Source organism: Olsenella sp. KH1P3 (assembly GCF_900167315.1).
Classification (GTDB): Bacteria; Actinomycetota; Coriobacteriia; order Coriobacteriales; family Atopobiaceae; genus Olsenella_J; species Olsenella_J umbonata_A.
Genome location: NZ_FUWQ01000005.1, coordinates 62095 through 88599 on the forward strand (window position 1 = coordinate 62095; position 26505 = coordinate 88599).

General features: G+C 60.4%; 27 protein-coding genes. 19 read left to right on the plus strand and 8 right to left on the minus strand.

What is annotated here, in order from left to right; translation table 11 throughout:
- From B5D13_RS07105 to hflX, 13 genes are all read left to right on the plus strand, one after another.
- On the plus strand, positions 1-1563 hold the full coding sequence (locus tag B5D13_RS07105; RefSeq protein ID WP_078687629.1) for a helix-turn-helix domain-containing protein: 1563 nt from the start codon (positions 1-3) through the stop codon (positions 1561-1563).
- Between the two features lie 13 nt (positions 1564-1576).
- Positions 1577-2074 carry a YajQ family cyclic di-GMP-binding protein gene (locus B5D13_RS07110; protein ID WP_078687630.1) on the plus strand — a complete coding sequence of 166 codons (498 nt, stop codon included), beginning with the start codon at positions 1577-1579 and terminating at the stop codon, positions 2072-2074.
- Positions 2040-3401, plus strand: coding sequence for a 30S ribosomal protein S12 methylthiotransferase RimO (gene rimO / locus B5D13_RS07115; protein ID WP_078687631.1), 1362 nt, complete (start codon positions 2040-2042; stop codon positions 3399-3401). The genes B5D13_RS07110 and rimO overlap by 35 nt, the downstream gene beginning before the upstream one ends.
- Positions 3402-3408: 7 nt before the next feature.
- On the plus strand, positions 3409-4005 hold the full coding sequence (gene pgsA / locus B5D13_RS07120; protein ID WP_078687632.1) for a CDP-diacylglycerol--glycerol-3-phosphate 3-phosphatidyltransferase: 597 nt from the start codon (positions 3409-3411) through the stop codon (positions 4003-4005).
- Between the two features lies 1 nt (position 4006).
- The gene (locus B5D13_RS07125; RefSeq protein WP_078687633.1) at positions 4007-4528 is read left to right on the plus strand and encodes a CinA family protein; all 522 of its coding nucleotides are present in this window, start codon (positions 4007-4009) and stop codon (positions 4526-4528) included.
- A gap of 147 nt (positions 4529-4675) precedes the next feature.
- The gene (gene recA / locus B5D13_RS07130) at positions 4676-5770 is read left to right on the plus strand and encodes a recombinase RecA (RefSeq protein WP_078687634.1); all 1095 of its coding nucleotides are present in this window, start codon (positions 4676-4678) and stop codon (positions 5768-5770) included.
- Between the two features lie 5 nt (positions 5771-5775).
- The gene (locus tag B5D13_RS07135; protein WP_078687635.1) at positions 5776-6459 is read left to right on the plus strand and encodes a regulatory protein RecX; all 684 of its coding nucleotides are present in this window, start codon (positions 5776-5778) and stop codon (positions 6457-6459) included.
- A gap of 282 nt (positions 6460-6741) precedes the next feature.
- A complete protein-coding gene (gene rny, locus B5D13_RS07140; RefSeq protein WP_078687636.1) occupies positions 6742-8292 on the plus strand; it encodes a ribonuclease Y in 1551 nt (516 codons plus the stop codon).
- Positions 8293-8307: 15 nt separating this feature from the next.
- Positions 8308-9378 (plus strand): ATP-binding protein, encoded by a 1071-nt coding sequence (locus tag B5D13_RS07145; protein WP_078687637.1) that lies wholly within the window; start codon positions 8308-8310, stop codon positions 9376-9378.
- A 104-nt stretch (positions 9379-9482) separates the two neighbouring features.
- On the plus strand, positions 9483-9800 hold the full coding sequence (locus B5D13_RS07150) for a stage V sporulation protein S (RefSeq protein ID WP_078687638.1): 318 nt from the start codon (positions 9483-9485) through the stop codon (positions 9798-9800).
- The gene (gene miaB, locus B5D13_RS07155) at positions 9800-11167 is read left to right on the plus strand and encodes a tRNA (N6-isopentenyl adenosine(37)-C2)-methylthiotransferase MiaB (RefSeq protein WP_078687639.1); all 1368 of its coding nucleotides are present in this window, start codon (positions 9800-9802) and stop codon (positions 11165-11167) included. Before B5D13_RS07150 ends, miaB begins: the two co-directional genes overlap by 1 nt.
- On the plus strand, positions 11164-12093 hold the full coding sequence (miaA, locus tag B5D13_RS07160) for a tRNA (adenosine(37)-N6)-dimethylallyltransferase MiaA (RefSeq protein ID WP_078687640.1): 930 nt from the start codon (positions 11164-11166) through the stop codon (positions 12091-12093). The genes miaB and miaA overlap by 4 nt, the downstream gene beginning before the upstream one ends.
- 1 nt (position 12094) lies before the next feature.
- On the plus strand, positions 12095-13396 hold the full coding sequence (gene hflX / locus B5D13_RS07165) for a GTPase HflX (RefSeq protein ID WP_078687641.1): 1302 nt from the start codon (positions 12095-12097) through the stop codon (positions 13394-13396).
- A gap of 41 nt (positions 13397-13437) precedes the next feature.
- Here the strand turns inward: hflX and B5D13_RS07170 are convergent, their stop codons facing one another.
- Positions 13438-14199, minus strand: a complete 762-nt coding sequence (locus B5D13_RS07170) for a heparan-alpha-glucosaminide N-acetyltransferase domain-containing protein (RefSeq protein WP_234970786.1) — start codon at positions 14197-14199, stop codon at positions 13438-13440.
- 16 nt (positions 14200-14215) lie between these two features.
- Positions 14216-14860 (minus strand): transcriptional repressor LexA, encoded by a 645-nt coding sequence (gene lexA, locus B5D13_RS07175; RefSeq protein WP_078687643.1) that lies wholly within the window; start codon positions 14858-14860, stop codon positions 14216-14218.
- Positions 14861-15043: 183 nt separating this feature from the next.
- Between lexA and B5D13_RS07180 the strand changes: the two genes are divergently transcribed.
- The 6 genes from B5D13_RS07180 (at position 15044) to trxB (ending at position 20336) form a co-directional block, all read left to right on the plus strand.
- Complete coding sequence (locus B5D13_RS07180) at positions 15044-15472, plus strand: LysM peptidoglycan-binding domain-containing protein (protein WP_078687644.1); 429 nt, start codon at positions 15044-15046, stop codon at positions 15470-15472.
- A 107-nt stretch (positions 15473-15579) separates the two neighbouring features.
- Positions 15580-16032, plus strand: a complete 453-nt coding sequence (gene nrdR / locus B5D13_RS07185; protein WP_078687645.1) for a transcriptional regulator NrdR — start codon at positions 15580-15582, stop codon at positions 16030-16032.
- The gene (dut, locus tag B5D13_RS07190; RefSeq protein ID WP_078687646.1) at positions 16025-16471 is read left to right on the plus strand and encodes a dUTP diphosphatase; all 447 of its coding nucleotides are present in this window, start codon (positions 16025-16027) and stop codon (positions 16469-16471) included. The genes nrdR and dut overlap by 8 nt, the downstream gene beginning before the upstream one ends.
- A gap of 82 nt (positions 16472-16553) precedes the next feature.
- Positions 16554-17867: an NCS2 family permease gene (locus B5D13_RS07195; RefSeq protein WP_078687647.1), complete on the plus strand. Its 1314-nt coding sequence runs from the start codon at positions 16554-16556 to the stop codon at positions 17865-17867.
- 68 nt (positions 17868-17935) lie between these two features.
- The gene (locus B5D13_RS07200; RefSeq protein WP_078687648.1) at positions 17936-19225 is read left to right on the plus strand and encodes a uracil-xanthine permease family protein; all 1290 of its coding nucleotides are present in this window, start codon (positions 17936-17938) and stop codon (positions 19223-19225) included.
- 163 nt (positions 19226-19388) lie between these two features.
- Entirely contained in the window at positions 19389-20336 is a 948-nt protein-coding gene (gene trxB / locus B5D13_RS07205) for a thioredoxin-disulfide reductase (RefSeq protein WP_078687649.1), read from the plus strand.
- Positions 20337-21216: 880 nt separating this feature from the next.
- On the opposite strand, the gene B5D13_RS07210 is transcribed toward trxB, so the two are convergent.
- The 6 genes from B5D13_RS07210 to B5D13_RS07235 form a co-directional block, all read right to left on the minus strand.
- The gene (locus B5D13_RS07210) at positions 21217-22905 is read right to left on the minus strand and encodes a ClC family H(+)/Cl(-) exchange transporter (RefSeq protein WP_078687650.1); all 1689 of its coding nucleotides are present in this window, start codon (positions 22903-22905) and stop codon (positions 21217-21219) included.
- Positions 22906-23013: 108 nt separating this feature from the next.
- Complete coding sequence (locus tag B5D13_RS07215) at positions 23014-23538, minus strand: adenine phosphoribosyltransferase (protein ID WP_078687651.1); 525 nt, start codon at positions 23536-23538, stop codon at positions 23014-23016.
- A gap of 9 nt (positions 23539-23547) precedes the next feature.
- A complete protein-coding gene (locus B5D13_RS07220) occupies positions 23548-24276 on the minus strand; it encodes a transcriptional regulator FtsR (protein WP_078687652.1) in 729 nt (242 codons plus the stop codon).
- Between the two features lie 3 nt (positions 24277-24279).
- Complete coding sequence (locus B5D13_RS07225) at positions 24280-24714, minus strand: FHA domain-containing protein (protein WP_078687653.1); 435 nt, start codon at positions 24712-24714, stop codon at positions 24280-24282.
- A 49-nt stretch (positions 24715-24763) separates the two neighbouring features.
- Positions 24764-25144, minus strand: coding sequence for a RidA family protein (locus B5D13_RS07230; RefSeq protein ID WP_078687654.1), 381 nt, complete (start codon positions 25142-25144; stop codon positions 24764-24766).
- A 2-nt stretch (positions 25145-25146) separates the two neighbouring features.
- Complete coding sequence (locus B5D13_RS07235) at positions 25147-26379, minus strand: MalY/PatB family protein (protein ID WP_078687655.1); 1233 nt, start codon at positions 26377-26379, stop codon at positions 25147-25149.
- Positions 26380-26505 lie beyond the last annotated feature (126 nt).

Genomic DNA, 26505 nt, shown 5'->3' on the forward strand with positions numbered 1-26505 from the left:
ATGGCGCGTCCTCGCTTCAGCGAGATGCTCGTCGACAGAAGACGCGAGCTCGGCCTTTCCATCAAGCAGGCGGCCAATGTGCTACGCCTGAGGGAGGACGTCCTCATGGCATTTGAGGACGGCGACTTCCAGATGATGCCCAAGTCAGGCTACGCCCAGGGTATGCTCTCCTCCTACGCTCGCTACCTCGGCCTTAATCCGCGCATGGTGACGGCACAGTTCTCGGCTGACTTGGCCGATTGGGAGCACGGTGGGTCGGGGCGCCAGATTGCCGGCCGCGGCGGCTCGCGTCGAGGGAGTGGGGGAGAAGGGCCTTCCTACGAACTTCCGGGCGAGGGCTCCGGGGGCGGCCACTACGAAGGCAGTCGCGGGCTTCTTCCCACCTCGGGCGGCTATGCTGGAGACGTGTATGGCTACACGACCACGCGTGCGAGTGCGCGCGGACAGGGCTCGACGCCTCTGGTCAGCAGCCGCTCGGCGGCACGTGGCGACATTATTCCGCGTCGCTATAGCGGAAGGGACATGTCCAACTATTCTTCCGGTCGCGACGGCGGCAGGTCATCGCGCTACCGTCAGCAGGCCGATCGCTCCGGCTATGCTTCGCGCTACCGCGGATCCGAGGGCTATGCGGATCGCTCGTCTCGCGACCGCGTGAGCGTCCGCCGCGTCAACCCGAGCGAGTACCGCGACGACCTCAGATATGACAATGCTCGTCCCTATGAGGCTGCCTCGACGCTCTCGGGCAGGCAGTCCTCTCGCAACATCGCGCGCACTGACCGACCCAACGTCGCACGCCGTCGGCCGAGCGAGGACCCGCGTCGCTACAACCGTGCACGCAGGAACCCCAAGCCGCCACGCGGCGGTGTCATGGGCGTGATTGAGGCGTTCTTCTCGGATAGCCGCCGTGCCATCGGCTTCGGACTGGTTGCCTGTGCGGTGATCTTGACTGTGGTCGTAATCTCGTCCATCAACTCCTGCGTGAGCAAGGGGGCCAGCGGCTCGAAGACTGTTGAGGTCAGCTCCTCTTCGACCCAGACGCAGTCCCAGTCGAAGCCAAGTGACTCCAGTCCAGGCTCCTCGGATAGCAATTCCAAGGAAGAGGAGGAGGCCGCTGCCGAAGCCGTCGCTGCCAAGAACGAGAAGGATGAGCAAGACGCGAACACCGAGACCGACGTGGTCGTGAGCGTCGAAGACGGCGAGGTGTCCTGGGTAGAGATCGAGTGCGACGGGAAGAGCGAGGTGGCTGAGCAGATAACCGGTCCCTGGAAGAAGAGCTTCGTCGTTACCGACTCCATCACCGTGCAGGTGAGCAACACCTCCGCAGTGACGGTTAAGAAGAACGGCGAGACCCAGAAGTTCGACAACAAGACCTCCGGCATCGGTACCGTTACCATTGCGGGCACCAAGGTCGCTACCAAGTCCGACGACGCATCTGATGGCTCGGATGCTTCCGTGACCTCCAGTGGCGATTCATCCTCAACCTCTTCGAGCGGCTCGAAGAGCGCGACTGCAAGCTCGGCCAAGGGCTCGAAGAAGACCGGCTCGAGCTCCCAGAAGAACTAGTGCGAGGGGAACCATGGCAAAGGAATCCAGCTTCGACATTGTCTCTGTGGTTGATATCCAGGAAGTAGACAATGCCTACCATCAGGCTTCGCGTGAGCTGACGCAGCGCTATGACCTGAAGCAGACCGACTCGAGCATCGAGTTTTCGAAGAGAGACGCGACCTTCAAGGTCGTCGCCCCCTCGGAGTTCGTTGTGGGGCAGGTTGTGGACGTGCTCAACTCCAAGCTATCTAAGCGCCTGATTGATCTCACCGCGCTCAGGTGGGACGACACCTGCTCTTCCTCGGGCACCTTGGTCTACCGCTGCGCCCGCATTGTCCAGGGGATTGACAAGGAGACCGCAAAGAAGATCTCAAAGGACATTCGCGATCTCAAGCTAAAGTGCAGGGTGACCGTCGAGGGCGACAAGCTCCGCGTCTCGTCCGCTTCGCGCGACACGCTTCAGAAAGTCATTAGCTCGCTAAAGGAAAGGGACTATGGCCAGCCTCTCCAGTTCAACAACTACCGATAACCCCATTCTCAACTGCCTCTACGTCACGCTTGGCTGCGCCAAAAATGAGGTCGACACCGACCGCATGCGCGCGCTTCTTAACGAGGCGGGCTTCGGCGAGGCCCACGACGTGGACGAGGCCGACGTCGTTCTCATCAACACCTGCTCGTTCCTCGCCTCGGCGACCTCCGAGTCCATTGACGCCACGCTCGACCTTGCCGATGACGTCGCCCAGGGCGTGCGCAGGCGTCCCATCGTCATGTGCGGCTGCGTGCCCTCTCGCTACGGCGACCAGCTTGCCGGACAGCTTCCCGAGGTCGCGGCCTTCGTCCGCGCTGACGAGGAGGATGGCATCGTTGAGGTTGTTCGTGGCGTCTTGGACATCGAGGGGCAGGACAGTGAGGCCCTTGGCAATCGCGTTTTGAGGACCGTCGAAGGCGCGAGCGCCTTCGTGAAGATTTCCGACGGCTGCGATCGCTACTGTGCCTTCTGTGCGATTCCCTACATTCGCGGGCGCTACCACTCGCGTCCTGCCGCCGAGATTCTCGACGAGGTTGCCGAGCTTATGAGGGGTGGCGTGCGCGAGGTTGTTCTCATCGGCCAGGACACTGGTATCTGGGGCAGCGACATGGGTGACGGTTACTCCCTTGCATGGCTCCTTCGCAGGGTCGGCGAGGTGGTGCGTCCCTACAACGGCTGGGTTCGCGTGCTATACCTCCAGCCCGAGGGCATGACGGACGACCTTATCGCAGCGATTCGCGACACGCCTGAGGTCCTGAACTACATCGACATACCCGTTCAGCACTGCGACGAGAAGATCCTCAAGTCGATGAACCGCTCCGGGTCTCTCGAACAGCTGCGTGCCGTCTTCGATAAGCTTCGCAGCGAGATTCCCGGCATGGTGCTCAGGACGACGGGTCTCGTCGGCTTCCCCGGCGAGACCGACGACCAGTTCGACGAGCTTCTTTCCTTCGTCACCGAGCAGGAGTTCGACTATACCTCGGTGTTTTCCTACTCGCAGGAGGACGGCACGGCCGCGGCCAAGATGGCCAATCAGGTGAGCGAGGACGTCAAGCTCGACCGCGCCCAGCAGCTTCTGGATGTCGCGGAGGAGATGGGCTTTGCTGCCACCGCAAAGCACGTGGGAGAGGAGGCCGACGTCATCATCGACGGCGTCGAGGAGACCGACGACGGCGTCGAGCTCATCGGTCACACCTGGTTCCAGGCTCCCGACTGCGACGGCGCGGTCCACATCGCCGAGGGCGAGGCCTCCGTGGGTGACGTCGTCCGCGTCAAGCTGGTCGATTCCTTCTGCTATGAGCTTGTTGGCGAGATCATTGGGGAGTAGTTAGTTCATGAGTTCCAACAAATCTATCTGGACGCCTGCAAACGTTGTCACCAGCGTCCGCGTCATATTCGTTCCCGTCTGGCTTGCCGTGGCCGAGCTGTGCCCCGCCTCGGATGGCTCTTCGGTCTCGTTTGCCGCGCTCTTCTCGGCCGTTTTCTTTATCCTGCTCTCCCTTACGGACAAGCTCGACGGTTACCTTGCGCGCAGCAGGGGAGAGGTGACCACCTTCGGTAAGTTCTTGGACCCCATCGCCGACAAGCTCGTTGTCATCGTCGCGCTTTGTTTCTTTTTGGAGAAGGGCATGACGTCTCCGTGGGTGCTGCTCGTCATCGTCTCGCGCGAGTTCCTTGTTTCTGGCCTGCGCATGGTCGTGGCTTCCGCGGGCACCGTCATCGCCGCGTCCAACCTCGGCAAGTGGAAGACTGCGACTACCATGGTCTCGCTTTCCGGTCTCATGCTGCTACGCTCTCTTCCCGCCGGTGTCCTCGCGTCGGGTCTTTCCGTCATCTCGTACGTCCTGCTGCTCGCCGCCGTCGTCCTGACTGCCTGGAGCGGCATTGATTACTTCGTAAAGAGCTGGGCTTTCATTACGGAGGGTGAGTAGCTTGTCGCTTTCCGACTCGGACATAGAGCTTCCTTCCGACGACGACCTCTCTCGCCTTGCGGGGGAGGTCGTTTTGCTTGGAGTTTCCTCCGGCAGCCTTGTCGGCACCGCGGAGTCCTGCACCGGAGGGCTTGTCGCTGCGGCCCTCACCTCGGTCTCAGGCTCCTCGGCCACTGTTAGGGGTGGCGTCGTGAGCTATGCGATAGGGGTGAAGCACGACGTCCTCGGTGTCTCGAGCGACATTCTTGATACGCCCGGCATCGGTGCGGTCTCCTCTGAGTGTGCCGAGGCCATGGCCGCTGGTGCGCGTCTTGTTCTCTCCTGCGACGTTGCCGTTTCGGTCACGGGGATTGCGGGACCGACAGGCGCCGAGCCGAATAAGCCGGTGGGGTCCGTTTGGTTCGGAATCGCATCTGTTGGGTCGACGAAGAGCGAGCTGCATCTTTTCTCCGGAAATCGCGACCAGGTGAGGCGCAAGGCGACCTTTGTCGCCCTCACAATGCTGAAAGACGCGCTTGCCTAGTAGAAGCTGCGACTTTGTGCGCGCAGCTTCTAACCCCTCTCGCTGGGTCAGTTTCCCGCAAGTCCAATTTGCTTAACTGGAAGCATGGTTTGACACCGAACGGGTGTTCGACTACTATTTCGGTAGTCTTTCGAATTGGGAGTGATTATGGCCAAGAGCAAGGGATCCGCACGCGCTGTGCACGAGAAGACCTACGGCGAAGAGCGCGACAAGATGATCGACGCCACCACGTCCGAGATCGTCAAGAAGTTTGGCAAGGGCGCAATCATGAAGTACGGTGACGGCGGCGTAGACCTCGACATCGAAGCCATCCCTACCGGTTCTTTGGCCTTGGATGCCGCCCTGGGTATCGGTGGCGTTCCGCGTGGGCGCATCATCGAGATCTACGGCCCCGAGTCCTCGGGCAAGACGACGCTTTCACTCGAGATCCTCGCCGAGGCCCAGGCTATGGGCGGTGTCGTGGCTTTTATCGATGCCGAGCACGCGCTTGACCCCGGCTACGCCGCCCGCATCGGCGTCGACATCGACGAGGTCCTCATCTCTCAGCCCGATACCGGCGAGCAGGCACTCGAGATCTGTGACATGCTTGTTCGCTCCGGTGCCATCGACGTCGTGGTCGTTGACTCGGTCGCCGCGCTCGTCCCGCGCGCCGAGATCGAGGGTGAGATAGGCGACACCACCGTCGGCCTCCAGGCTCGCCTTATGAGCCAGGCGCTCCGCAAGCTTGCAGGCTCGCTCTCTAAGTCCAAGACGACCTGCATCTTCATCAACCAGCTCCGCGAGAAAATCGGCATCATGTTCGGCAACCCCGAGACGACGCCCGGTGGACGTGCCCTCAAGTTCTTCTCTTCGGTTCGCATGGACATCCGCAGGATCGATTCGATCAAGAAAGACGGCGACGTCATCGGCAATAGGGTGAGGGTCAAGGTCGTCAAGAACAAGGTCGCTCCTCCCTTCAAGCAGGCCGAGTTCGACATCATGTACGGCACGGGTATCTCCAAGGAGGGCTCCATCCTGGACATGGCTGTCGACCTGGACGTCGTCAACAAGAGCGGCGCATGGTTCACCTACGAGACGGAGAGGCTTGGCCAGGGCAGGGAGGCTGCCAAGGCCTTTTTGGCCAGCAACCCCGACCTTCGCGAGGAGATCGACCACAAGGTACGGGTGGCGTGCGGCCTTGACTTTGGTGACGAGCCTGTCGGCGTTCCAGTTGCCCTCTCGGACACCGCTGAGGCGAAGTAGTCGCGATGGGTTCCTCTGGTTCGTTCGAGTGGAGCGTTTCCCTTCCTGGCTCCAAGGGCTCACGCTCCACTTTCTATAAGCCCAAGGCCTCCATCTGCATCGATTCGGAGTCTCGTGGGCATGAGGAGCTCTTCGTGCCCGTTTCGGTCGCGAAGGTCCTTGCACGTCATAGGAAGGACGGAGAGTCGCTTCCTGACTCACGTGCCGAGCTTATCTTTCAGTTGTCCTTGCTTGAGGAGACCGAATGCCGCAAGCGCGTAGAGGGCCTCATCAACCGCAGGGACTACTCGACCTCCGAGCTTACTCTACGCCTCCAGCGCGACGGGTACCCATCCGACGTGGTCAAGTCTGTTGTGGAGAGGATGGTTGAGGTCGGCGTCCTGAACGACTTGCGATATGCGGACGTCTTTATCAGGTCAAAGATCTCCTCCGGTTGGGGCGAGCTCCGGATTGAGCGTGAGCTTTCCCGAAGGGGCGTTGATGTTGAGACGCTCGAAGGCTGGCCTGACTCTTACTTCGACGCGACCAACGAGGCGGAGCGTGCTTACGAGCTTGCGTCTCGCAGGCGCTTCTCTGGAAGGGACCCTTACGCTAAGGCCGTTCGCTATTTGATTGGTCGCGGTTTCTCGTATTCCGTTGCATCTGATGTCGCCTCCCGCCTGAAGGACGAGGGCACGCTTCTCGGATAATGCGTTTCTTGGTTCGTCTAGCACGATTCTTTCGTGTATTTGGTACGTTTGGCGACGCTACTCGCCGTGCATGTTTGACAGTTTTCGGTATTCAACCTAGGATTTAATCGTCATTTGAGTATTTCTCGTTTGTCGGGCTCGTCGACAGGCGTTGTTTATCTTTTTTATTCCAGACAATGCACCTCCTTGGGACGAGATTCGCCTCAGATGGCGGGTTCCGCTGCGTATGCTGGCGGTTTCCTGAACAGACTTTATGCAATCTAATCATCTGAGGAGTGAACTATGGAAATTGTCATCGGGCTTGTGTGCCTGGTCATCGGTGCAGTTGCCGCGTACTTCATCGCCACGAGCGGCAGCAACTCGAAGATCCAGGAGGCGAACCGCACCCTCGAGGACGCCAAGAGCGAGGCTGCCAAGATCGTTGATGCCGCCGAGAAGGATGCGGCTACGGCGAAGAAGTCCGCACTCGTCGAGGCGCGCGAGGAGATCCTCCAGCTCAAGAATCAGAGCGAGGCTGACGAGCGCAAGAGGCGCCAGGAGCTCCAGTCGATGGAGAATCGCATCATGCAGCGCGAGGAGTCCCTCGACCGTCGCAACGACGCGCTCGATCGCAAGGAACACCAGCTCTCCAGCCAGCAGGGCCAGATCGACCGCCGCCAGAACGAGGTCAACGAGCTCTTCGCCCGTCAGACCTCCGAGCTCGAGCGTATCGCAGACCTCTCTCGCGACGACGCCCACCGCGAGCTTCTCGATCGCGTGCGTAACGAGGTCGTCCGGGACGAGGCCCAGATCATCAGGGACTCCGAGCAGAGGATCCGCGCTCAGGCCGACAAGACCGCGCGCGAGATCGTGAGCACTGCCATCCAGCGCTGCGCTGCCGACCAGGCCGGTGAGATTACCGTCACGTCCGTCCACATTCCCTCCGATGACCTCAAGGGGCGCATCATCGGCCGCGAGGGGCGAAACATCCGCACCTTCGAGCAGGTCTCCGGTGTCTCGCTGGTCATCGACGATACTCCCGAGACGGTTGTCCTCTCGAGTTTCAATCCTGTCCGCAGGGAGACCGCCCGCGTTGCCCTCGAGAATCTCATCGCTGACGGGCGCATCCACCCCGCGCGCATCGAAGAGATGTACAAGAAGGCCGAGAAGCTCGTCAACGAGCGCGTCCAGGAGGCTGGCGAGCAGGCTGCCTTCGACGCCGGCATCCACGACCTGCACCCCGAGCTCATCAAGACGCTTGGCGCACTGAGGTACCGCACCTCCTTTGGCCAGAACGTCCTTCAGCACTCCATTCAGGTCTCCGCTCTTTGCGGCATCATGGCATCCGAGCTCGGTCTTGATGAGGCCATCGCCAAGCGAGCCGGCCTTCTCCACGACCTTGGCAAGGCCATTGACCACGAGGTCGAGGGTCCCCATGCCGTCATCGGCGCCGACCTCTGCCGCCGCTACGGCGAGCGTCGCGAGATCGTTCACGCTGTCGAGGCACACCACGCCGACGTCGAGCCCGATACCGTCCTTGACGTCCTGGTCCAGGCTGCCGACGCCATTTCCGCTGCACGCCCCGGTGCACGTCGCGAGTCTGCCGAGAACTACATCAAGAGGCTTGAGAAGCTTGAGGAGATTTCCAATGCCCATGAGGGCGTTGAGCGCACCTACGCTATGCAGGCCGGTCGCGAGCTTCATGTCATGGTCCAGCCCGAGAAGATCTCCGACTCCGAGGCGACGGTCCTTGCCCACGACATTGCCAAACAGATCGAGGACGAGATGGAGTATCCCGGCCAGGTTCGCGTCGTGGTCATCCGCGAGTCCCGTGCCGTCGACGTCGCGAAGTAGCTTGGGCGCGTTCGTATGACAAGCGACCTCGTTGACTTCGTTGCCTCCATGGGAGGCGAGCGCTCTCTGCGTGTCGAGGAGAACTTTGGCGACGGCTTCGTCAAGCTTCGCGTTTCCGAAGCGGAGCGCCGTCAGGCAAAGCACGATATCCGCTGCATCGAAGACGTTGTCGTCGAGATGCTGAGGAACTCTCGCGACGCAGGTGCCCGCCGCATCTTCGTCGCGACGTTCAGGGACGGCTCCACGCGAAAGCTGACCATCCTCGACGATGGCTCTGGGGTTCCCGAGTCCATGCGGGACAGGATCTTCGATGCGCGCGTCACCTCAAAGCTCGAGAGCGTCCATATGGACCGCTGGGGCGTGCATGGTCGCGGAATGGCGCTCTTCTCGGTGAAGGAGAACGCCGAGTCCGCTCGCGTCGTGGACTCGGCTCCCGGCAAGGGGTCGTCCATCAAGGTCGTGACGGATGTCGAGAAGGTTCGCGAGAGGGCGGACCAGTCCACGTGGCCATCTCTGGGCAGCGACGACGACGGCAACCAGTCCGTCGTGCGCGGTCCCCACAACATCATTCGCACCTGCTGCGAGTTCGCCCTCGAGGAGCGCGGTAGGTGCGAGGTGTATGTCGGTTCGCCTGCTGAGATCGCGGCGACTGCACGCAGGAGGGTGAAGCCCTCCCTGGGGGGTTCCGACCTTCTCTTCGTCGATACGCTCTCCGAGCTCCCCGTGCTTGAGCGCTTCGCTGTTGCCGCGGACGCCTCCGAGCTCTTCGAGGTCTCTCGGGGCCTTGGGCTCGACATGTCCGAGCGCACCGCGCACCGCATCGTGAGCGGTCAGGTCAAGCCCCTTCGCAGCGTCTTCTCACGTCTCACGCATAAGGGGTCGCCCGATCCCAAGGAGGTCGACCTCCAGAAGGACCGCAGGGGGCTCAAGGTCTCCGTCGAGGACCTCGAGAACTTCTCGCGCGTGATGGAGAGGGATTTCTCGTCTATCGCCGACAAGTACTACCTGTGTCTTGCCGCTGACCCAAAGATTAGGGTGACGCGCAACAAGATTACTGTTACTTTTGAGATTGACGAGGGCGACTAGCTTGTCAGCCCCTCATATCTGAAGCTAAACTGTAAGATAATTGTTTGTAACTGAGTACCAAAACCATCGCACCGCAAGACTAGAAACGCACCCGGGAGTATCACATGGAGTTCCTTAAGGTCTCCAGCAAGTCGTCGCCCGCTTCTGTGGCAGGCGCTATCGCTGGTATGGTAAAGGACGGGGTCCCCGTCAATCTTCAGGCAATTGGCGCTGGGGCCGTCAATCAGGCGATAAAGGCTGTTGCCATCGCCAGGGGCTTCCTGATTCCCACGGGAGTCGACATCTCTTGTGCTCCCACGTTTGCAGACATAATCATTAACGGCGACAGCCGTACGGCCATCAGGATTGCCGTGTACGTACATCGCATTGTTCCGCAGACCGGCTCTGCGGACGACAGCAGCAGCTCGGAGTTGGTTTCTTAGTGTCTAGAGTCAAGCAGCTTGTAGGGAAGACCTACTTCGTCCGCACTTTCGGATGTCAGATGAACCTCCATGATTCCGAGAGGGTCGCAGGTCTCCTTGATGACTGCGGCTGCGTCCAGGTGGAGGGTCCCGCCGAGGCTGACGTCGTCGTTTTCATGACGTGCTCGGTCAGGGAGAAGGCTGACACCCACCTGTATGGCGAGGCTTCGAATCTGGTCCGTCTGCCTGCCGCCCCCTCTGGACGTCGCGTGGTCGCCATCGGCGGATGCATTGCTCAGCGCGACGGCGAGGCGCTCAAGGAGCACGTGCCCAATGTCGATGTCGTGTTCGGTACGAGCGCCCTGGCAGAACTTCCGGCACTTCTTGTCAGTGCCTTCGAGGAGAAGGGCGATGGCGTTTTCGTCGACGTCGTCGAGGAGGGCCGCGGCTTCTCCGCCGACCTCCCCAGCCACAGGGCGCAGCGCTTTCACGCCTGGGTGCCCATCATGACCGGCTGCAACAACTTCTGCTCTTACTGCATCGTCCCGTACGTTCGAGGGCGCGAGAAGAGCCGAGTGTTCGAGCGGATCGTCGCCGAGTGCGAGAGCCTTGTCGCGGACGGCGTGCGCGAGATCACGCTCTTGGGCCAGAACGTAAACTCCTATGGCCGTGACCTCTATGGCGAGCCTCGCTTCGCGGAGCTCCTAAGGGCTGTCGGTGCCACGGGCGTCGAGCGAATCCGCTTTACCTCGTCGAACCCCAAGGACCTTTCGGCCGAGACCATCGCAGCCATGGCTGAGACGCCCAACGTGATGCCTCACCTCCACCTAGCGGTCCAGTCCGGCTCTTCGCGCATCCTTAAGGCCATGAACCGCAGTTATGACCGCGACGAGTACCTGCGCCTTGCGAAGGACCTCAAGGCGGCCATCCCGGGCCTCTTCCTCTCTACCGACATCATCGTCGGCTTCCCTGGCGAGACGGAGGAGGACTTCCTCGACACGATGAGCCTCGTTCGCGAGGTTGGCTTCTCGTCCGCGTACACCTTCATCTACTCCAGGCGGCCTGGCACCCCGGCCGCCAAAATCGCAGATGACACGCCTCGCTCCGTCATTCAGAATCGCTTCGATCGCCTTGCGTCGCTCGTTGACGAGCTGGCCCACGAGGCAAACCAGGTCGACTATGACAAGGTCGTTACCTCCCTCGTGGAGGGCACATCCAAGAAGGATGACTCCGTCTTGGTGGGACACAGCGAGAAGAACCAGACCGTGCTCTTTTCGCTTCCCGAGGGTCACACCGCCGGCGAGTATGTCGGCAAGATGTGCGACGTCCACGTTTCCGAGGCCAGAACCTGGTACCTGCGCGGCGCGCTCGTCGGCGATCCTCGATGAGCCGCCCTCTGGTCGTTGCCATTGTGGGGCCGACCGCCTCCGGCAAGAGCGCCCTCGCGGACGAGCTTGCCGTCAGGCTGGCGACCAGCGTCATATCGGTCGACGCCATGCAGGTATATCGCGGGATGGACGTCGGTACGGCCAAGACTCCCGTGGAGGAGAGACGCGCGCCGCTCCTGATGATTGACGTCGCCGACGTCGGCGACGACTATTCGGTCCGTCTCTTCCAGCGCGGCGCGCGCGTCTGCATTGACGATCTCCTTTGCGCGCACAGGCTGCCCATCTTATGCGGCGGTACGGGCCTGTACCTCAATGCTGTCGTCGATCGCATGGAGTTTCCCGCCGGCGCGACCGAGAGTCCCGCCCGCGAGCGCTATGAGCGTTATCTGGAGCAGGAGGGCTCTGAGGCACTGTACGCGCTCCTGAGCGCGCGCGACCCGGCAAGCGCCGCGCTGATTCACCCCAACAACACGCGTCGCGTCGTTCGCGCCCTCGAGATGCTCGAGGGCGGGGTCTCGTATGCCGAGCATCACAAGGGCCTTCACGAGTGCAAACCCTTCTACGACGCCCGCATTTTCGGACTCGCGATGTCCCGCGAGAGACTCTACAGGCGCATCAACGAGCGCGTCGACCTCATGATGGAGCAGGGACTGCTCGCTGAGGTTGAGGCGCTTCTCGACCGCGGGCTCGGCTCATCCGCAACTGCCCGCCAGGCAATCGGCTACAAGGAGATTCTTGACTACTTGGACGGGGTTTGCTCCCTGGACGAGGCCGTCGAAACAATCAAGACTCGCTCGCGCAGGTATGCCAAGAGACAGCTTTCCTGGTTCAGGCGAGACGGGCGCGTCAGCTGGCTAGACATGGATGCGATGGACACGTTTGCGGCGGCAGACGCCGTTCTGGAGAGCTTGGGGGAGCGCGACTAGCATGGGAAGGTTCAAGCATTACGAGACTGCTTTTCGTCCCGAGCGTGCCATCCTCGTCGGCGTCGACTTCGGCAAGGGCGAATGGAGCATCGAGGAGTCGCTCGCTGAGCTCGAGCGCCTTGCGCAGACTGACGGCGCCGTTGTGGTCAGGACTATCGTGCAGCGTCTTGACGCGCCGGTTCCCAGGACGTTCATTGGCAGTGGTAAGGCGGATGAGCTCGCCCGGCTCGTGAGGGCGCTTGACATCGACGTCGTCATATTCGACGACGAACTGAGTCCTTCTCAGCAGTCGAACCTTGAGAGACTTGTCGGAGAGCCCGTGAAGGTGATCGACAGGACCGCCCTCATCCTCGACATCTTCGGAGAGCATGCCCGCACGCGCGAGGGACGCCTTCAGGTTCAGCTTGCCCAGCTTCAGTATGTGCTCCCTCGTCTCCGCGGCATGTGGAGCCACCTTGTGGGCGAGCAGACCCGAGGCGGCATCGGCAGCAGGTTTGGGCAGGGCGAAAGCCAGCTCGAGGTCGACCGCCGACTCGTCAGGAAGCGCATTTCGTGGCTTCGCAAGGAGCTCGAGCAAGTCGACGTCAGACGCCGTACCCAGGGCAAGGCGCGTTGGGACTCTGGCGTGTATCGCGTCTCACTGGTCGGATATACGAACGCAGGAAAATCCACGCTCCTCAACCACCTGACAGGGGCTGGCGTCTACGTTAAGGACGAGCTCTTCGCGACGCTCGACCCGACCACACGCTCGCTCGAGCTCGAAGAGGGACGAAAGATCACTATTACCGACACCGTCGGATTCATCCAGAAGCTCCCGACGATGCTCGTCCGTTCGTTCAAGTCCACCCTGGCCGAGGTCTCTGCCGCGGACCTCATCCTGCTGATTGTTGACGCGAGCGACCCCAACGCCTCGAAGGAAATAGCTGCCGTTCGCGCCATCCTGGAGGAGATCGACTCCGCGAGCGTTCCGTCGGTGCTGGTCTACAACAAGTGCGACCTACTGTCCGTCTCCGAACGCGAGGCTCTGGCACTTAGCAATCATGACGCCGTCTTCATATCGGCGATGACGGGGGAGGGGATCCGCTCCCTCACTTACAGGATCGTGCAGGAGGCATCTGCCGGAGACGAGACCGTGACCGCGCTGATTCCCTACGAGAAGGGACTGCTCATGAAGCTTGTCCACGAGCGCTGCCAAGTCCTTCGCGAGTCATACGAGCAGGGTGGCCTTCTGGTTACGGCCAAGGCCTCGAAGCGCATGCGAGAAACGCTCAGGCCCTACGAGATCGAAGGCGACACCGTGTAGGCTTACGCGCCCGCGCCTTGGCGCCGGGGTCGCCGCATGCGTTATGCGAAGCGTGCTATTGCATCCGCCAAGATGAGCAAGATTGGCTGGTGCGCCACGTAGATGGGCAGCGGTCGCCTGCCCACAACCTCGAGCGGTCCGATGCCGCATGAGAGCACGGCTGAAGTCGTCTTGCTCTCCTTCACCTTCGCGCCGGCTCCCCAGCCGGAAAGATAGAGGAAGAGGTAGGGGAGAAGGGGGTAGTAGTCCCCCGACGCGAAGCGGGGGCCAGGAAATCCCAGCCACGACAGCCAGCCCGCTTCGTATGGCGCCCTAGGCAGGCGGAGGGCATTTGCGCCCAGGCCTATGATTCCCTCCTGCAGGTTCAGGCAGACGATAAACGCCGCGGCAAGAAGCACGACGCCCATCCACCCCGGAGGCCTTACGCCAGTGCGCTCCAGTACGGCGGTTGTCAAGGTGCAGGCGCCCATGCAGTAGATGATTCCAAAGCTGATTGGTGTGTCGACGGCAGCCACGCTCGTCACGACGAATATCAGCAGGGCGACGGCGAGGTACTTTGCTGACCTCTTGAGGTTGTTGCGCGAGTAGTTGCACATCATTCCGGCTAGCAGGATAAACGTCCACGATATGGTGCATCGCCAGACGTCCTGCGTCGGCGGCCGGAAGAACGGAAGGTCGATTCCCATGATGTACTTGAGGTCGTAGCAGAAGTGAAAAAGGACCATCGATATGACCGACAGCCCTCTGATAGTGTCGTAGAGCCTCGCTCGTTCGACTCGGTTCGTATCCTTGATATCGACCAACTTGACCTCGGCTCGACTAGATTGACCTGAAGAGTCCGGTTACACGCCCCAGGATCTTCGGGTTGTCGACGTAGATCGGGTCCATGGTGTCGTTCTCGGGCTGGAGCCTGATCCTGTCCTTCTCGCGATAGAAGGTCTTCACGGTCGAAGAGTCGTCGATGAGCGCAACGACGATTTCGCCGTCACGGGCGTCGTCCTGCTGCTTCACGACAATGTAGTCACCGTCGAGAATGCCGGCGTTAATCATAGACTGCCCACGGACGCGAAGCACGAAGGAACTCGCGTCGCCGACGATGCTGGTCGGAAGTCTGAAGCTGTCCTCCACGTTTTGCTCGGCGAGGATGGGCGTTCCCGCGGCCACGCGGCCGACGAGGGGGAGAGAGACCGAGCCGTCCTCGAGATCCTGCGTGACTCTGGCGGCCTTGTCTGTCGACTCGGTGTCTTCCTCAACGACCTCGATGGTGCGCGGCTTCTTGGAGTCACGCTTGATGAGGCCGCGCTCCTGCAGAACCTTGAGGTGCATGTGGACGGTTGACGGCGAAGCCAGGCCGACGGCAACGCCAATCTCGCGCACCGATGGCGGATAGCCGTGTTCAGTCGTGTAGTCGCAGATGAAGTCGTAGATTGCCTGCTGACGCTTGCTCAGTTTGTCTCTGGACATGATTCCCTCCTTCGTTTCCCCTATTTTACGCGAACGGATGGAATTAGACAAACAAATGTTCGATTATTGCTTGACCGTACGCTTGTTCTATATATAGTAGTACATGTGTTCCAATTCGTGCGTTCGAATTGTTGTCCGATCCGCTCGTCACAATGAGGTCAACGAATTCGAAAGGGGATAGAAATGAACAACGCATCCTGCGCATATGCGGTCGACGGTAATCTTGCCCTCAAGCCCGTGGAACGCCGGCGCCTCATTCTTGTTGAGGATTCGTCTTGCGGCGGTCGTCGTGCCGACTTCGTGCCTGAGGCTCCCGCCGCCGCTTCGCCGAAGTGCGTGGGGTCGCTTCTCGTGTTCGTTACCGCGTCTCTTATGCTCCTGGGGGCCATGGCTCTGGGCTCGACTCTCAGGGCCCAGCGTCTTTCTGCCCCCTTCTCCAACGTCTCCCGCCAGACCGTGGAGGTTTCCTCTGGCGACAGTGTGTGGACGATTGCCGAGCAACATCCGGTCGAGGGTGCTTCGACCCGTTCCGTTGCTGACTGGATCATCGAGGCCAACGGCCTCGAGCAGTCTAACCTTTCCGTCGGTCAGTCGCTCGTCGTGCCTGCTTAGCTTTCGCGTGCTCTCTTTAGTGGGTTATCTGGTCAGTTTTCTGCATTGATGCTTCACGTGCTGGATAGTGTGATACCTTTCGTACTGTTTAATGTATGAGGAGGAATATGCGCTGTCCCAAATGCGGATGCGATGAGTCGAAGGTCGTTGACTCTCGCCCTTCCGAGAGCAACGATGCGATTCGTCGTCGTCGTGAGTGCATCAAGTGCGGCACCCGTTTTACGACATATGAGCGTCGCGAGGAAATGCCCATCCTCGTGGTCAAGAAGGATGGTTCCAAGGAGACCTTCGAGCGCCAGAAGCTTATGCGCGGTCTCGTTACTGCTACTGTCAAGCGTAACGTGGCGCTCGAGGACCTGAACAATCTCATTGACGACATCGAGTCCTACCTCAGGGACAACGGTATTACCGAGGTGCCCTCCCAGGAGATCGGCAAACTCGTGCTTCAACGTCTTATCGATGTGGATAAGGTCGCTTACGTTCGCTTTGCGTCTGTCTATCGCGACTTCAAGGACGTGGATGAGTTCAACGAGGAGCTGAGGAGCCTGGCTAATGAGTAGCGAGCGCATCAATCTTCCCATTATGAGACTCGACCACGAGGTTGAGCTTCCCACGTACGCCTACGAGGGCGATGCTGGGCTCGACCTTCGCTCCAACGAGGATGTCGTCCTCCAGCCCCTTGAGCGTCGCCTCATCTCCACTGGTCTCGCAATCGCGATTCCCGAGGGATATGCCGGTTTTGTCCTGCCCCGAAGCGGGCTTGCCTATCGAGAGGGCCTTTCGATGGCCAATGCGCCGGGCCTCATCGATGCGCACTATCGTGGTGAGCTCAAGCTTTGTGCCGTTAACCTTGATGGGGAGAATCCCATTAGCATCTCTAGGGGCGAACGAATCGCCCAACTTGTTATTCAAAAGGTTCCGGTCGTTAATCTCGTCGAGGTCGAAGAGCTTGATTCGACTGACAGGGGGACCGGGGGATTTGGTTCAAGCGGTGTCTAGCCGTTGAATAAGTCGCTCGTTCGGATTGTCCGATCGGGCGATTATTTCTGTGTTTCGAGCTACAAGGAAGGAAAGGCATTCGATGGAGAAGTTCTTTAAGGCGGCCGAGCGTGGGTCGTCTGCGACCCAGGAGCTGCGTGCGGGTCTGACCACGTTCCTCGCGATGTCCTATATCATTGCGCTGAACCCCCTCATCCTTTCTGGCGCTGGGGTCCCCATCTCCGCCACCATTACCAGCACCTGCTTCGGCGCCGGCATCATGACGATTATCATGGGCCTGTTCTCAAACCGTCCCATTGCCCTCGCCTCGGGCCTCGGGCTCAACTCCATGGTGGCGGTCGCCACCACGACGCTCTGCGGTGGCGATTGGCACGCGGGCATGGGCATCGTCCTCGTTGAGGGCATCGTCATTCTCTTGCTCGTCCTCTGCGGCCTTCGCCAGGCGATCATGGACGCGATTCCCGTCTCGCTTCGTCATGCAATTTCGGTCGGCATCGGCATTTTCGTCGCTATGATCGGCCTTTCGAATGCCGGTATCATCACGGGCAATGGCGACACGCTCCTTGCGTTGGGCCAGGTTACCCAGCCGTCCTTTATCGTCGGTGTCATTTCCATCGTCGCGACCATCATCTTCGTCGCGTTTGACGTCAAGGGCGCTCTGCTCCTCGGCATCATCGTCGCCGTCGTGAGCGGCATTCCCCTGGGCATTACCGGCACGCCGCAAGGTGTCTTCTCGCTTCCCGACTTCACGGCCTTTGGTGCTCCATTTCAGGCTGACTCCGAGGGTGTCATGGGTATCGCCAAGGTCATTGCCACCCCAGCCCTTCTCGTGACTGCATTCTCGCTCATGATGTCCGACTTCTTCGACACGATGGGTACTGCCATGGCAGTCGCCAAGGACGGCGAGTTCCTCGATGAGAACGGCAACGTCGAGGACATCCGCTCCATCCTCATCGTCGACTCGTGTGCGGCTTGGGTCGGTGGCCTCCTTGGCGCCTCTTCCGTCACCACGTTCGTCGAGTCCGCCTCCGGCGCCGCCGATGGCGGCCGCACTGGCCTCTCCTCGATCTTCTGTGGCCTCTTCTTCATTGTCTGCGCGTTCTTTGCGCCGGTCATTGCTGTTGTCCCCGGTGCGGCCACTTGCGGTGCCCTCGTTTATGTCGGCTATCTGATGATGTCTGAGGTTACTGCTATTGACTGGAGTGACTTGCTTGAGGGCATCCCCGCATTCCTTTCTATCGCTGGCATCCCCCTCACGTACTCCATGTCCTCCGGTATCGGTCTCGGCTTCATCGCCTATATAGTCGTTGCCATTGCCACCGGAAAGGTCAGGCAGATCAAGCCTCTCATGTGGGTCGCTGCGATTGCGTTCGCGGTCTACTTCCTGGTTGCCTAGCGGTCAGTTATCCCATTGGACATGTCGCAACGACTGTCCTGTCCGTCCCTGATTCGAAAGGATTCTTAATGGCTGAAAAAGAACGCGAGGTCATTGGCGTCAGTGACCGCGTCTCTGTTGGAAGGGCCATTCCCCTTGGCATCCAGCACATGATGAGTATGTTTGGCTCGACGGTTCTCGTTCCCGTCCTCGTCGGACTAAATCCCAACGTCGCCATCATGTGCTCCGGCATCGGCACCATCTGCTACCTCCTCGTGACCAGGAACAAGATTCCTAGCTACCTGGGGAGCTCCTTTGCCTTCATCAGCCCCATCCTCGCCGCAGTTGCCGCTACGGGCAGCCTGCACACCGCCCTGTCCGGCGTCGTCGTCGCGGGTCTCGTCTTCCTTGCGGTCGCAGGCATTATCAAGCTCGTCGGCACCGGCTGGCTTGACCGCCTGCTTCCGCCCGTTCTCGTCGCTGCCGTAATGATCGTCATCGGCGTCGGACTCTCGGCGACCGCTGCCAAGATGGCGCTCTACTCCTCGACTGACTCTTTCGTCGCCGAGGGTGCTATCGTTGCGGCAATCACACTTTGCGCGGCCGTTATCTTCTCGGGCATGGGGGGACTTGTCGGCACGCTGCCCATTCTTCTGGCAATCATCGTCGGCTACCTCATCTCGATGCCGCTTGGGCTCGTCGACTTCCAGGGCGTCATCGACGCTCCTTGGATTGGTCTTCCGCCCATCCAGACACCGCACTTTGACCCGGGTGCGATTGCTCTGATCGCCCCCGTTGCCCTTGTGGTCGTTATCGAACACATCGGCCATCTCCTTGCGGTGGGCGAGATCGTCGGCAGGGACTACCGCGACATGCTTCCTCGCTCTCTTGCTGGCGACGGCATCTCCACCGTCATCTCCGGCCTTCTTGGTGGCACGCCTACCACGACGTATGCCGAGAACATTGGCGTCATGAGCGTCACGCGCGTTTACTCCACGCAGGTGTTCTGGTATGCGGCTGGCTTCGCGCTGCTCGTCGGTGGCTTCTGTCCGAAGCTCGCGGCCTTTATCAACTCGATTCCTGTTCCCGTCATGGGCGGCGTTAGTCTCCTGCTGTTCGGCCTCATCGCATCCAATGGCCTTCGCATGCTGGTCACCAACAACGTCGACTTCGACCAGAACCGCAACCTGATGATCGCATCCGTCGTCATCATTTTGGGTGTCGGCATGGAGACGTCGAGTATCGCGATTCCGGTGGGGGACTACACCCTTCCTGGTATGGCGACCTCCGCTCTCGTCGGCATCATCATGAACCTCATCCTTCCCAAGGCGAAGGATGATGCAGTCGAACCTGAGTCTTCCGTTGCGGAGACCGAGTAGTATCAACGTGTCGCGCGTCGAGCCTCTATTTTCAGGGCAAAGACTTTAGTTTGCATTATCGGTCTCATGCATTTTGCGTGGGGCCGATTTGTTTGTACGCGATTTAAAATTGCGAGAGGGTAGAGTGATTTTAGGATGAGAATTAGATCGAATGGAGGTCACTATGAGCTCTACTGAGTTGCTGGACCTTGTCGTCATAGGCGCCGGTCCTGCCGGCCTTTCTGCGGCCATCTACGCGCAAAGGGCCATGCTGTCCGGTGTGGTGCTCGAACAGGAATCGGTTGGCGGTCAGGTCGTGCTTACGAGCGAGGTTGACAATTATCCCGGGGTCCCGAACGCCGATGGGTATTCGCTGGTGGAAGCCATGCAAAAGCAGGCAATTGACCTTGGATCCACGATTCGCCTGGAGAACGTCGAGAGTGTCTCTCGGCTTGATGACGGCATCTTTGAGGTTGTGACGCCTCAGGACACCTATCATTCCAAGGCTGTCATCGTCGCCGGTGGCGCCTCGCCGCGTGCGGCCGGCTTCGAGGGCGAGGCTAAGTTTAAGGGGCACGGGGTCTCGTACTGCGCAACCTGCGACGGCATGTTCTATCGCGGCAAGCATGTCTTTGTCATCGGCGGCGGCAACTCCGCTGCTGAGGAGGCGTTATTCCTCACCAAGTTTGCCGACAAGGTGACGATGGTCGTTCGCAAGGATCACCTGCGTGCGCAGGCTGCGGTCGCAATGCAGGTTGAGCAGAATGAAAAGATCGAGATCCGCTTCAACACTAGCGTGGTTGCGGTCGACGGCGACAACCTGCCGAAGTCTATCTCATTCAGGGACAACGTCACCGACGAGGTCGTTACTGAGAGCTACGGTGAAGGCTCGTTCGGCGTCTTCGTGTTCGTCGGCCGCGTGCCGGCTTCCGAGCTGCTTCGAGGTCTCGTACAAGTAGACGATGCGGGCTACATCGTTACGGACGAGCGCATGGCAACCTCGACGACTGGACTGTTCGCGGCAGGAGACATTCGACAAAAGCCTCTACGTCAGATTGTGACCGCAGCGTCTGATGGAGCGATTGCCGCGACCAGCGTGGCGGCATATTTGGGGCAGCCCATCGAAGGTTAGGCTCGCGTCGCTCGTAAATCTAACTTTCTTAATAAACGGCCGGGGAGACGCTCGACGGAGTTCTCCCGCTTTGGATGATAGTTATCGTATTATGTAAAGTAGTAGTTTCCGAACGCCACCAATCGGGGAGAAGCAGTTTGCTCTAACCTGTTCTTAGTCTGGAGCAGTTGACGCCGCTGGGCCCGTTGATTCATGAGGCATAACTAGTCGATTAGAAATATCTAGGGCCTCAAAGCGCCTTAGAATGGCTCGTTTGTATTTGTGCAGGTAGAAAGACAATTATTGGTAACAAGTCTAACTTGTTGATAGCCATTGCGTTCCGATGGCAATATCGGCTTTGAGATGGGTTTCATATTCGAGATCGTCGCTGAATCGCCTGAAATGGTTGATGCGAATGCTCGTCTACAAGTTCACTGTTGCCTAAGATCGTCTCTCATAGTTGTTAGGTGCTGTGTGTGACTTGCTCAAGAATCGTTGCGTCTGGAGCCGTTTGATGTCGTGGTACGGCAATGCCGGTCGAGATGTTATCGTGGCTGATTCCAACTTGTGCATTGTCAGGCTCCGTGTTCGGCGACCATTTTGTCAGCACTATTTCATGTTAACGTGCCTTGTCGTTTGGGCATGGTTACAAGCTCGGGTTGTTGTCTTAAGGTAGTGGCCTTCAGAGGCTCTATGTCGTTTGGGTACTGATAATCCTCAAGTATTTATGAAACCGTGATAATATATCTTATGTAAAGTATAAATGATACTTGCCTTTAATTGTCGTCGAGGTCAAGATATTCCTTCCTCAACCAAGGAGAAAGCCCGGCCTGAAACGAATATCTGTTTCAGGCCGGGCGGCTCTCATTCCCTTTGCGGTGTTTTGCGTGCTTGAAGGGCCTTACTTGTTGGCTGAGACATTTCTGTTTGCGAAGATGTCTCGAACGCGCACTCGAAGTCTGGAGGACTTGGGAGTCCAATTGCTCGTGAGCGAACTCGAGAGCATCTTCCACACTTTGTCGTACGATTCGTCCTCGCTTGACCCATCCATTAGAACCAGGCACTCGTCCAGCGACTCGAGTACGGTGTCGCCCGTTGGCGTGATGTCGCGGTTGGCCCTGCTGATCAAGACGATTCTCGTGTTGCTTGGCCATTCGATGTCGCGGAGCCGCTTGCCCTCGACCTTGGATCCTGCTCCCACGGTTATGGTGTGCAGGACCTTCTCCCCCGCCGGGGTGGCGCCAGAACCATTGGACCCCGGTTCCTTGCGGTTTTGCGTGGCACCCAGGAGATTGCCGAGCAGGTGCTCGTAGAACGGGTCGACGCCCGTGAGGTTCGCGGTGACGTACGAGAGAACAGACACGACCGAAACCGAGAGCAGGGCCTCGAGCGAGCCGGTGAGCTCGAACGCCAGAACGACCGCAGTAACCGGCGCACGCACGACTGATGCGAACAGCCCCGCGATGCCCAGTACTACGAAGTTGGGCAGAAACTCCTGCGGCAAGCCGAGCGCGTGAGAAGACACGGTTGCGAAGAGGTATCCGCAGAGCGCGCCCATGACGCAGAGCGGAAAGAGCGTACCGCCGGGCGCCCCAGACGCAAAGGCAAGCGTCGTCGCAAGGTACTTTCCAACAAGGAGGAATGCCACAGCTGCGACCGCCAGTGCCTGCGGAGACTCAAGGAGCTTCAGAATCTCCTCTCCACCACAGGTAAACTGGGGCGCGAAGAAGACCAGGACGGCGGATGCCGCAAAGGGCACCACCAGGCGCGCATAGGGCAGGAAGCGGTCGACGCGCGCGTACAGGCGCTCGCTTGCGAGGAACATCCCCCTGTTGTGCGCGGCGCCAAGCAGGCCAGAGAGCACGCCGAGCGCGATGACGTAGAGGTAGCACGCGTGCGGGAGGCTCTGCGCGAGGGGGAACTTGAGCACGGGCTGCAGACCGAGCACCTGCGACGCGATGAAGTCGGACGAGACCGCCGAGGCCATCACCGAGATGATCAACGGCGCGGTGAACTCCTTGTGGATCTCCTCGATCGCAAAGAGGACTCCGGTCAGGGGCGCGCTGAAAGCGGCTGACATGCCCGCGGCCGCTCCGCAGGTGACAAGCAGGCGCTCTTCTCCCCTGCCCCTTCCGATGATCTTCGAGACTGCCTTGCCGCCCATGGCGCCCAGCTGAACGCTCGGTCCCTCTCGGCCGAGCGAGAGGCCGCCGAGGCAGCAGAGCGTTCCCTCGATGAACTTTGCGAGCGTGACGCGCCACCACGGCATGTCGAGCTGGCCCATGACCTCAGCATCGACCTGCGGAATGCCCGATCCTTGCGTGTATGGCTCCCATACGAGCAGCTTGCAGGTAAGGACGCAGAGGAGAAGTGCACAGACGACCCAGGCCGCGATGAGCACAGGCTGTTCGCGCGCGACGCCGACGAAGACCCTCAGGAGCGACTCCGAGCCGCTGAGCACGTAGCGATAGAGGGTGACGATTGCCCCTCCTACGATGCCGACAAGCACGCCCTCGCCAATCATGTAGACCTGGAACCACCTTGACATGCGGCGCTCCAGCAGGGTGCCACCCGAGTCCGAACCTCTCATGCAAAGACCTCTCTGGTGGGACGGCCACCATAGCTGCTAACCTAAAAAAGCAGCGAGGACAAGCCTCGCTGCAGACGTGACACGCTATGTCGCGCCGTGGTGCGGGCGCTAGTGCACCTGGATGATGGTGAAGATCTCCTGCTGGAAGTCCTTCTTCACGACATCGCGCGGGTTGAGGTAGCACAGCTCGAGGCCGAACGCGAAGCCCTCGACCTCTCCGCCGGCCTGCTCAATGAGCTTGGCGCATGCGACCGCGGTGCCGCCCGTGGCGATGAGATCATCGACGATGAGGCACTTGTCGCCGGACCTGATGGCGTCCTTGTGAATCTGGAGCTGGTCGGTGCCGTACTCCAGGTCGTACTCCTGACTGTAGACCTCGCGGGGAAGCTTGCCGGGTTTGCGGGCGGGGACGAAGCCGACGCCCATGCGGTATGCGACGGGAGCTCCGATGAGGAAGCCGCGCGCCTCGGCGCCGACGATCTTGGTAACGCCGGCATCCTTGAAGTGCTCGGCAATCTCGTCGACCATGCCGCAGAAGCCCTCTGCGTCTGCAATCAGGGGCGTGACGTCCTTGAAGATGACGCCGGGCTCTGGGTAGTCGGGAATGTCGACGATGAACTTGTCGTAGTCCATTGTTCTCCTCTACTTCATCTGGCTAAAGGTGCTGCCGATCTGACGCCTGATAAGGCCTTCCCTTACCTGGCCGGTGAGGAGAAGCATCTGACTGAAGGCGTGCTCGAACTGCTGACGGTCCTCCTCGGTGGGATCCACCTCGACGCCACCAGCCTTGCGAGCATACACCATGAGGGCCTGCTCGAACATCAGACTCTCGCGGTTCACGGAGGTAACGTATTGGCGCAGGTTCTTCGGTCCGATACCGAAGTGCTGCAGCTGGTCGCAGATGCGAATGAGGCTGAGGTCGCGACCGTCGACGAGGTCGCGACCGTGCGGCGACCTCTTTAGCGAGATCAGCCCGACCTCCGCGAGCTGGCGGACGAAGCTGACCGAGCAGTTCGCGACCTCGGGCATGCGGTCGATGGGATGCAGCTTGTCGGCATCCTCGTCCTCGGACTCGACCGAACGGTACCCGATGGCGGGCGACGACTCGAGCTCGGGGGAAAGCCCTTCTCCCCCATCGAGCTGCTTCTTGATGACCGAAAGCGGGAGGAAGCGGTTCTTCTGCAGGTAAAGGATGGTCTCGAGCCTGTGGAGGTCCTTCTGGGAGTACAGACGGTAGCCTGCCGGCGTGCGCGAGGGGTTGAGCAGCCCCTCGTCCTCAAGGTAGCGGACCTTGCTGATGGAGAGGCCTGGGTACTGCGACTGGAGTCGCTTGACCACCTTGCCAATTGTGAGATATCCGGCTTCAGGCATGGCTTAGTTACCGGTCTCGATTCGCGTGGGCCTCTGGTTGGTATGGAACACCATGCGAAACGTGCCGATCTGGATGGTGGAGCCGTCCTTGAGCATTGCCTTGTTGACGATGGCACCGTCAACCCAGGTGCCGTTGAGCGAGCCGAGGTCCTCAACCGTAGCGAAGCCCGACGAGATGCCGGAAAGGTCGACGCGCGCGTGGTGGCGCGAGACGGTCATGTCGTTCAGGAACACGGAGTTGCTCGGGTCACGGCCGATGGTAACGATGGAATCGGTCAGCTCGAAGTTGGACCCCATCTGGGGACCCTTGACGATTACGAGCGAGGGGTTGGCGGGCGTCGCGTCGCCCATGAGGTCAGGAGACGTGGCATCCGACGACGGCATCCTGAAGATGCGGGTTGCGCCGGAATCGGGCTCGTTGTTGTGTGTGGGCTGCATGTGTCGTATCTCCCATCTATATCTGCGTAACGCTCACTATCATACACCCTTATCTGCAGGCAACGCAGTCCATCTCGATGAGTGCCCCCATGGGAAGGCGCGAGACACCCACGACCGAGCGTGCCGGCGCGGGCGTCACGAAGCGCTTGGAATAGACCTCGTTCACCTTGTCGAGGTCGTCCAGATTCACGAGGTAGAGGGTTGTTTGGGCGACGTCGGAGAGCGTGCAGTCGCATTCGGCGAGAATTGCCTCCACGATATCGATGATGCGCTCGGTCTGCTCGGCCACCCCAGCTTGAATGACCCTCTTGCAATCGTTTGGGTCGATGGCGACCTGTCCCGATGCGAAAACGAGCCTTCCTGCGGTGGTGCCCTGCGAATACGGACCCTGCGCGTCGGGGGCGTACGGTGCGTTGATCGAGTATTTCATGTCTACCTTCCGATGGTATCCAGCTTGCGTTCGTGAGCGACCGAGACGAGCCTCTCGAGCGCGCCCTCGATGACGTCGCTGGGGCAGGCGAGGTTGAGCCGCTCGAAACCCGAGCCCTGCGTGCCGAACTTGGGACCGTGGTCAAGAAAGAGCATGGCCTCCTGCTCAAGGATACGACTGCGCTCTGCGTCGGCAAGGCCCCATGCCCTGAAGTCCATCCAGGCTAGGTAGGTGCCCTCGAGGGGCATTACCTTGACGCCCGGCAGGTAGGCCTCGATGGCGCCGCGGAGGATGCCGTAGTTATTCTCTACCACGCCAAGCAGCTGCTCGAGCCATTCGTCGCAGAGCGTGTAGGCCGCTATCGTGGCCGGATAGGCGAAGGCGTTCAGCTGGAAGAAGGCGGCGTCGGCCATGCCCTCCTCGAAGCGCTCGCGAAGATGTTCGTCGGGCACGAAGATGGCCGAAGACTGGCAGCCTGCGATGTTGAAGCTCTTGCTGGGAGAGGTGCACACGACGATGTGGTCGTAATCGCTCGGGTCGGCGACGCCCATGATCGAGGTGAAGTCGTGCCCCGGCATCGTGACGTCGCCGTGGATCTCGTCGGACACGACGATGACGTCGTTCTGGACGCAGATGTCAAGCAGTCTGCGGAGCTCAGCGGGCTCCCACACGCGCCCGACGGGGTTGTGTGGGCTGCAGAGCAGAAGCAGACGCGCTCGCGGGTCCGCGGCTTTTATGGCGAGGTCTTCGAAGTCGATGCGGTAGCGCGGTCTGCCGGCGGTGCCGAGCGCGTCCCCGTCGGGCGGCAGGAGCGGGTTTTCTACGACACGCCTCCCGCCGCGCTCGATGGCGTCTCTGAAGGGGCGATAAACGGGTGGCTGGATGATCACGCCGTCGCCTTCGGAGGCGAAGCTGCGAACGGCGTTGAAGAGGGCGGGCACGACGCCCGGGGTCGTGGCGATCCAGTCCTTCTCGGCTGGCCATCCGTGCCTGCGACGCTGCCAAAGCACGCAGGCCTCGTAGTACTCGTCGGTAGGATCGGTGTACCCCAGGCAGCTGGTCTGGGAGAAGCGCGAGAGCGCCTGCGCGATGGGAGGCGCAAGCGGAAACTCCATGTCCGCGACGGATAGGGGAACTATGCCGTGAAAGGCGGACGGGTTGATCTTGAGCATCGAGTTCCACTTGCTGGAGCCTGACTCCGACCTCTGGGGACGCGTGGTGAAGTCATAGCGCATTGGGTCCCTCCTTAGCTGATGCCACGTGCGCGCTAGCGGCGCGCCTGGCCTCAGCTTATCCCACGTCTTGGAGAGACTGCCTGCCAACTCGACGAGTGCCGGGCTCCCTCCGCGCGCGGTCGAAGC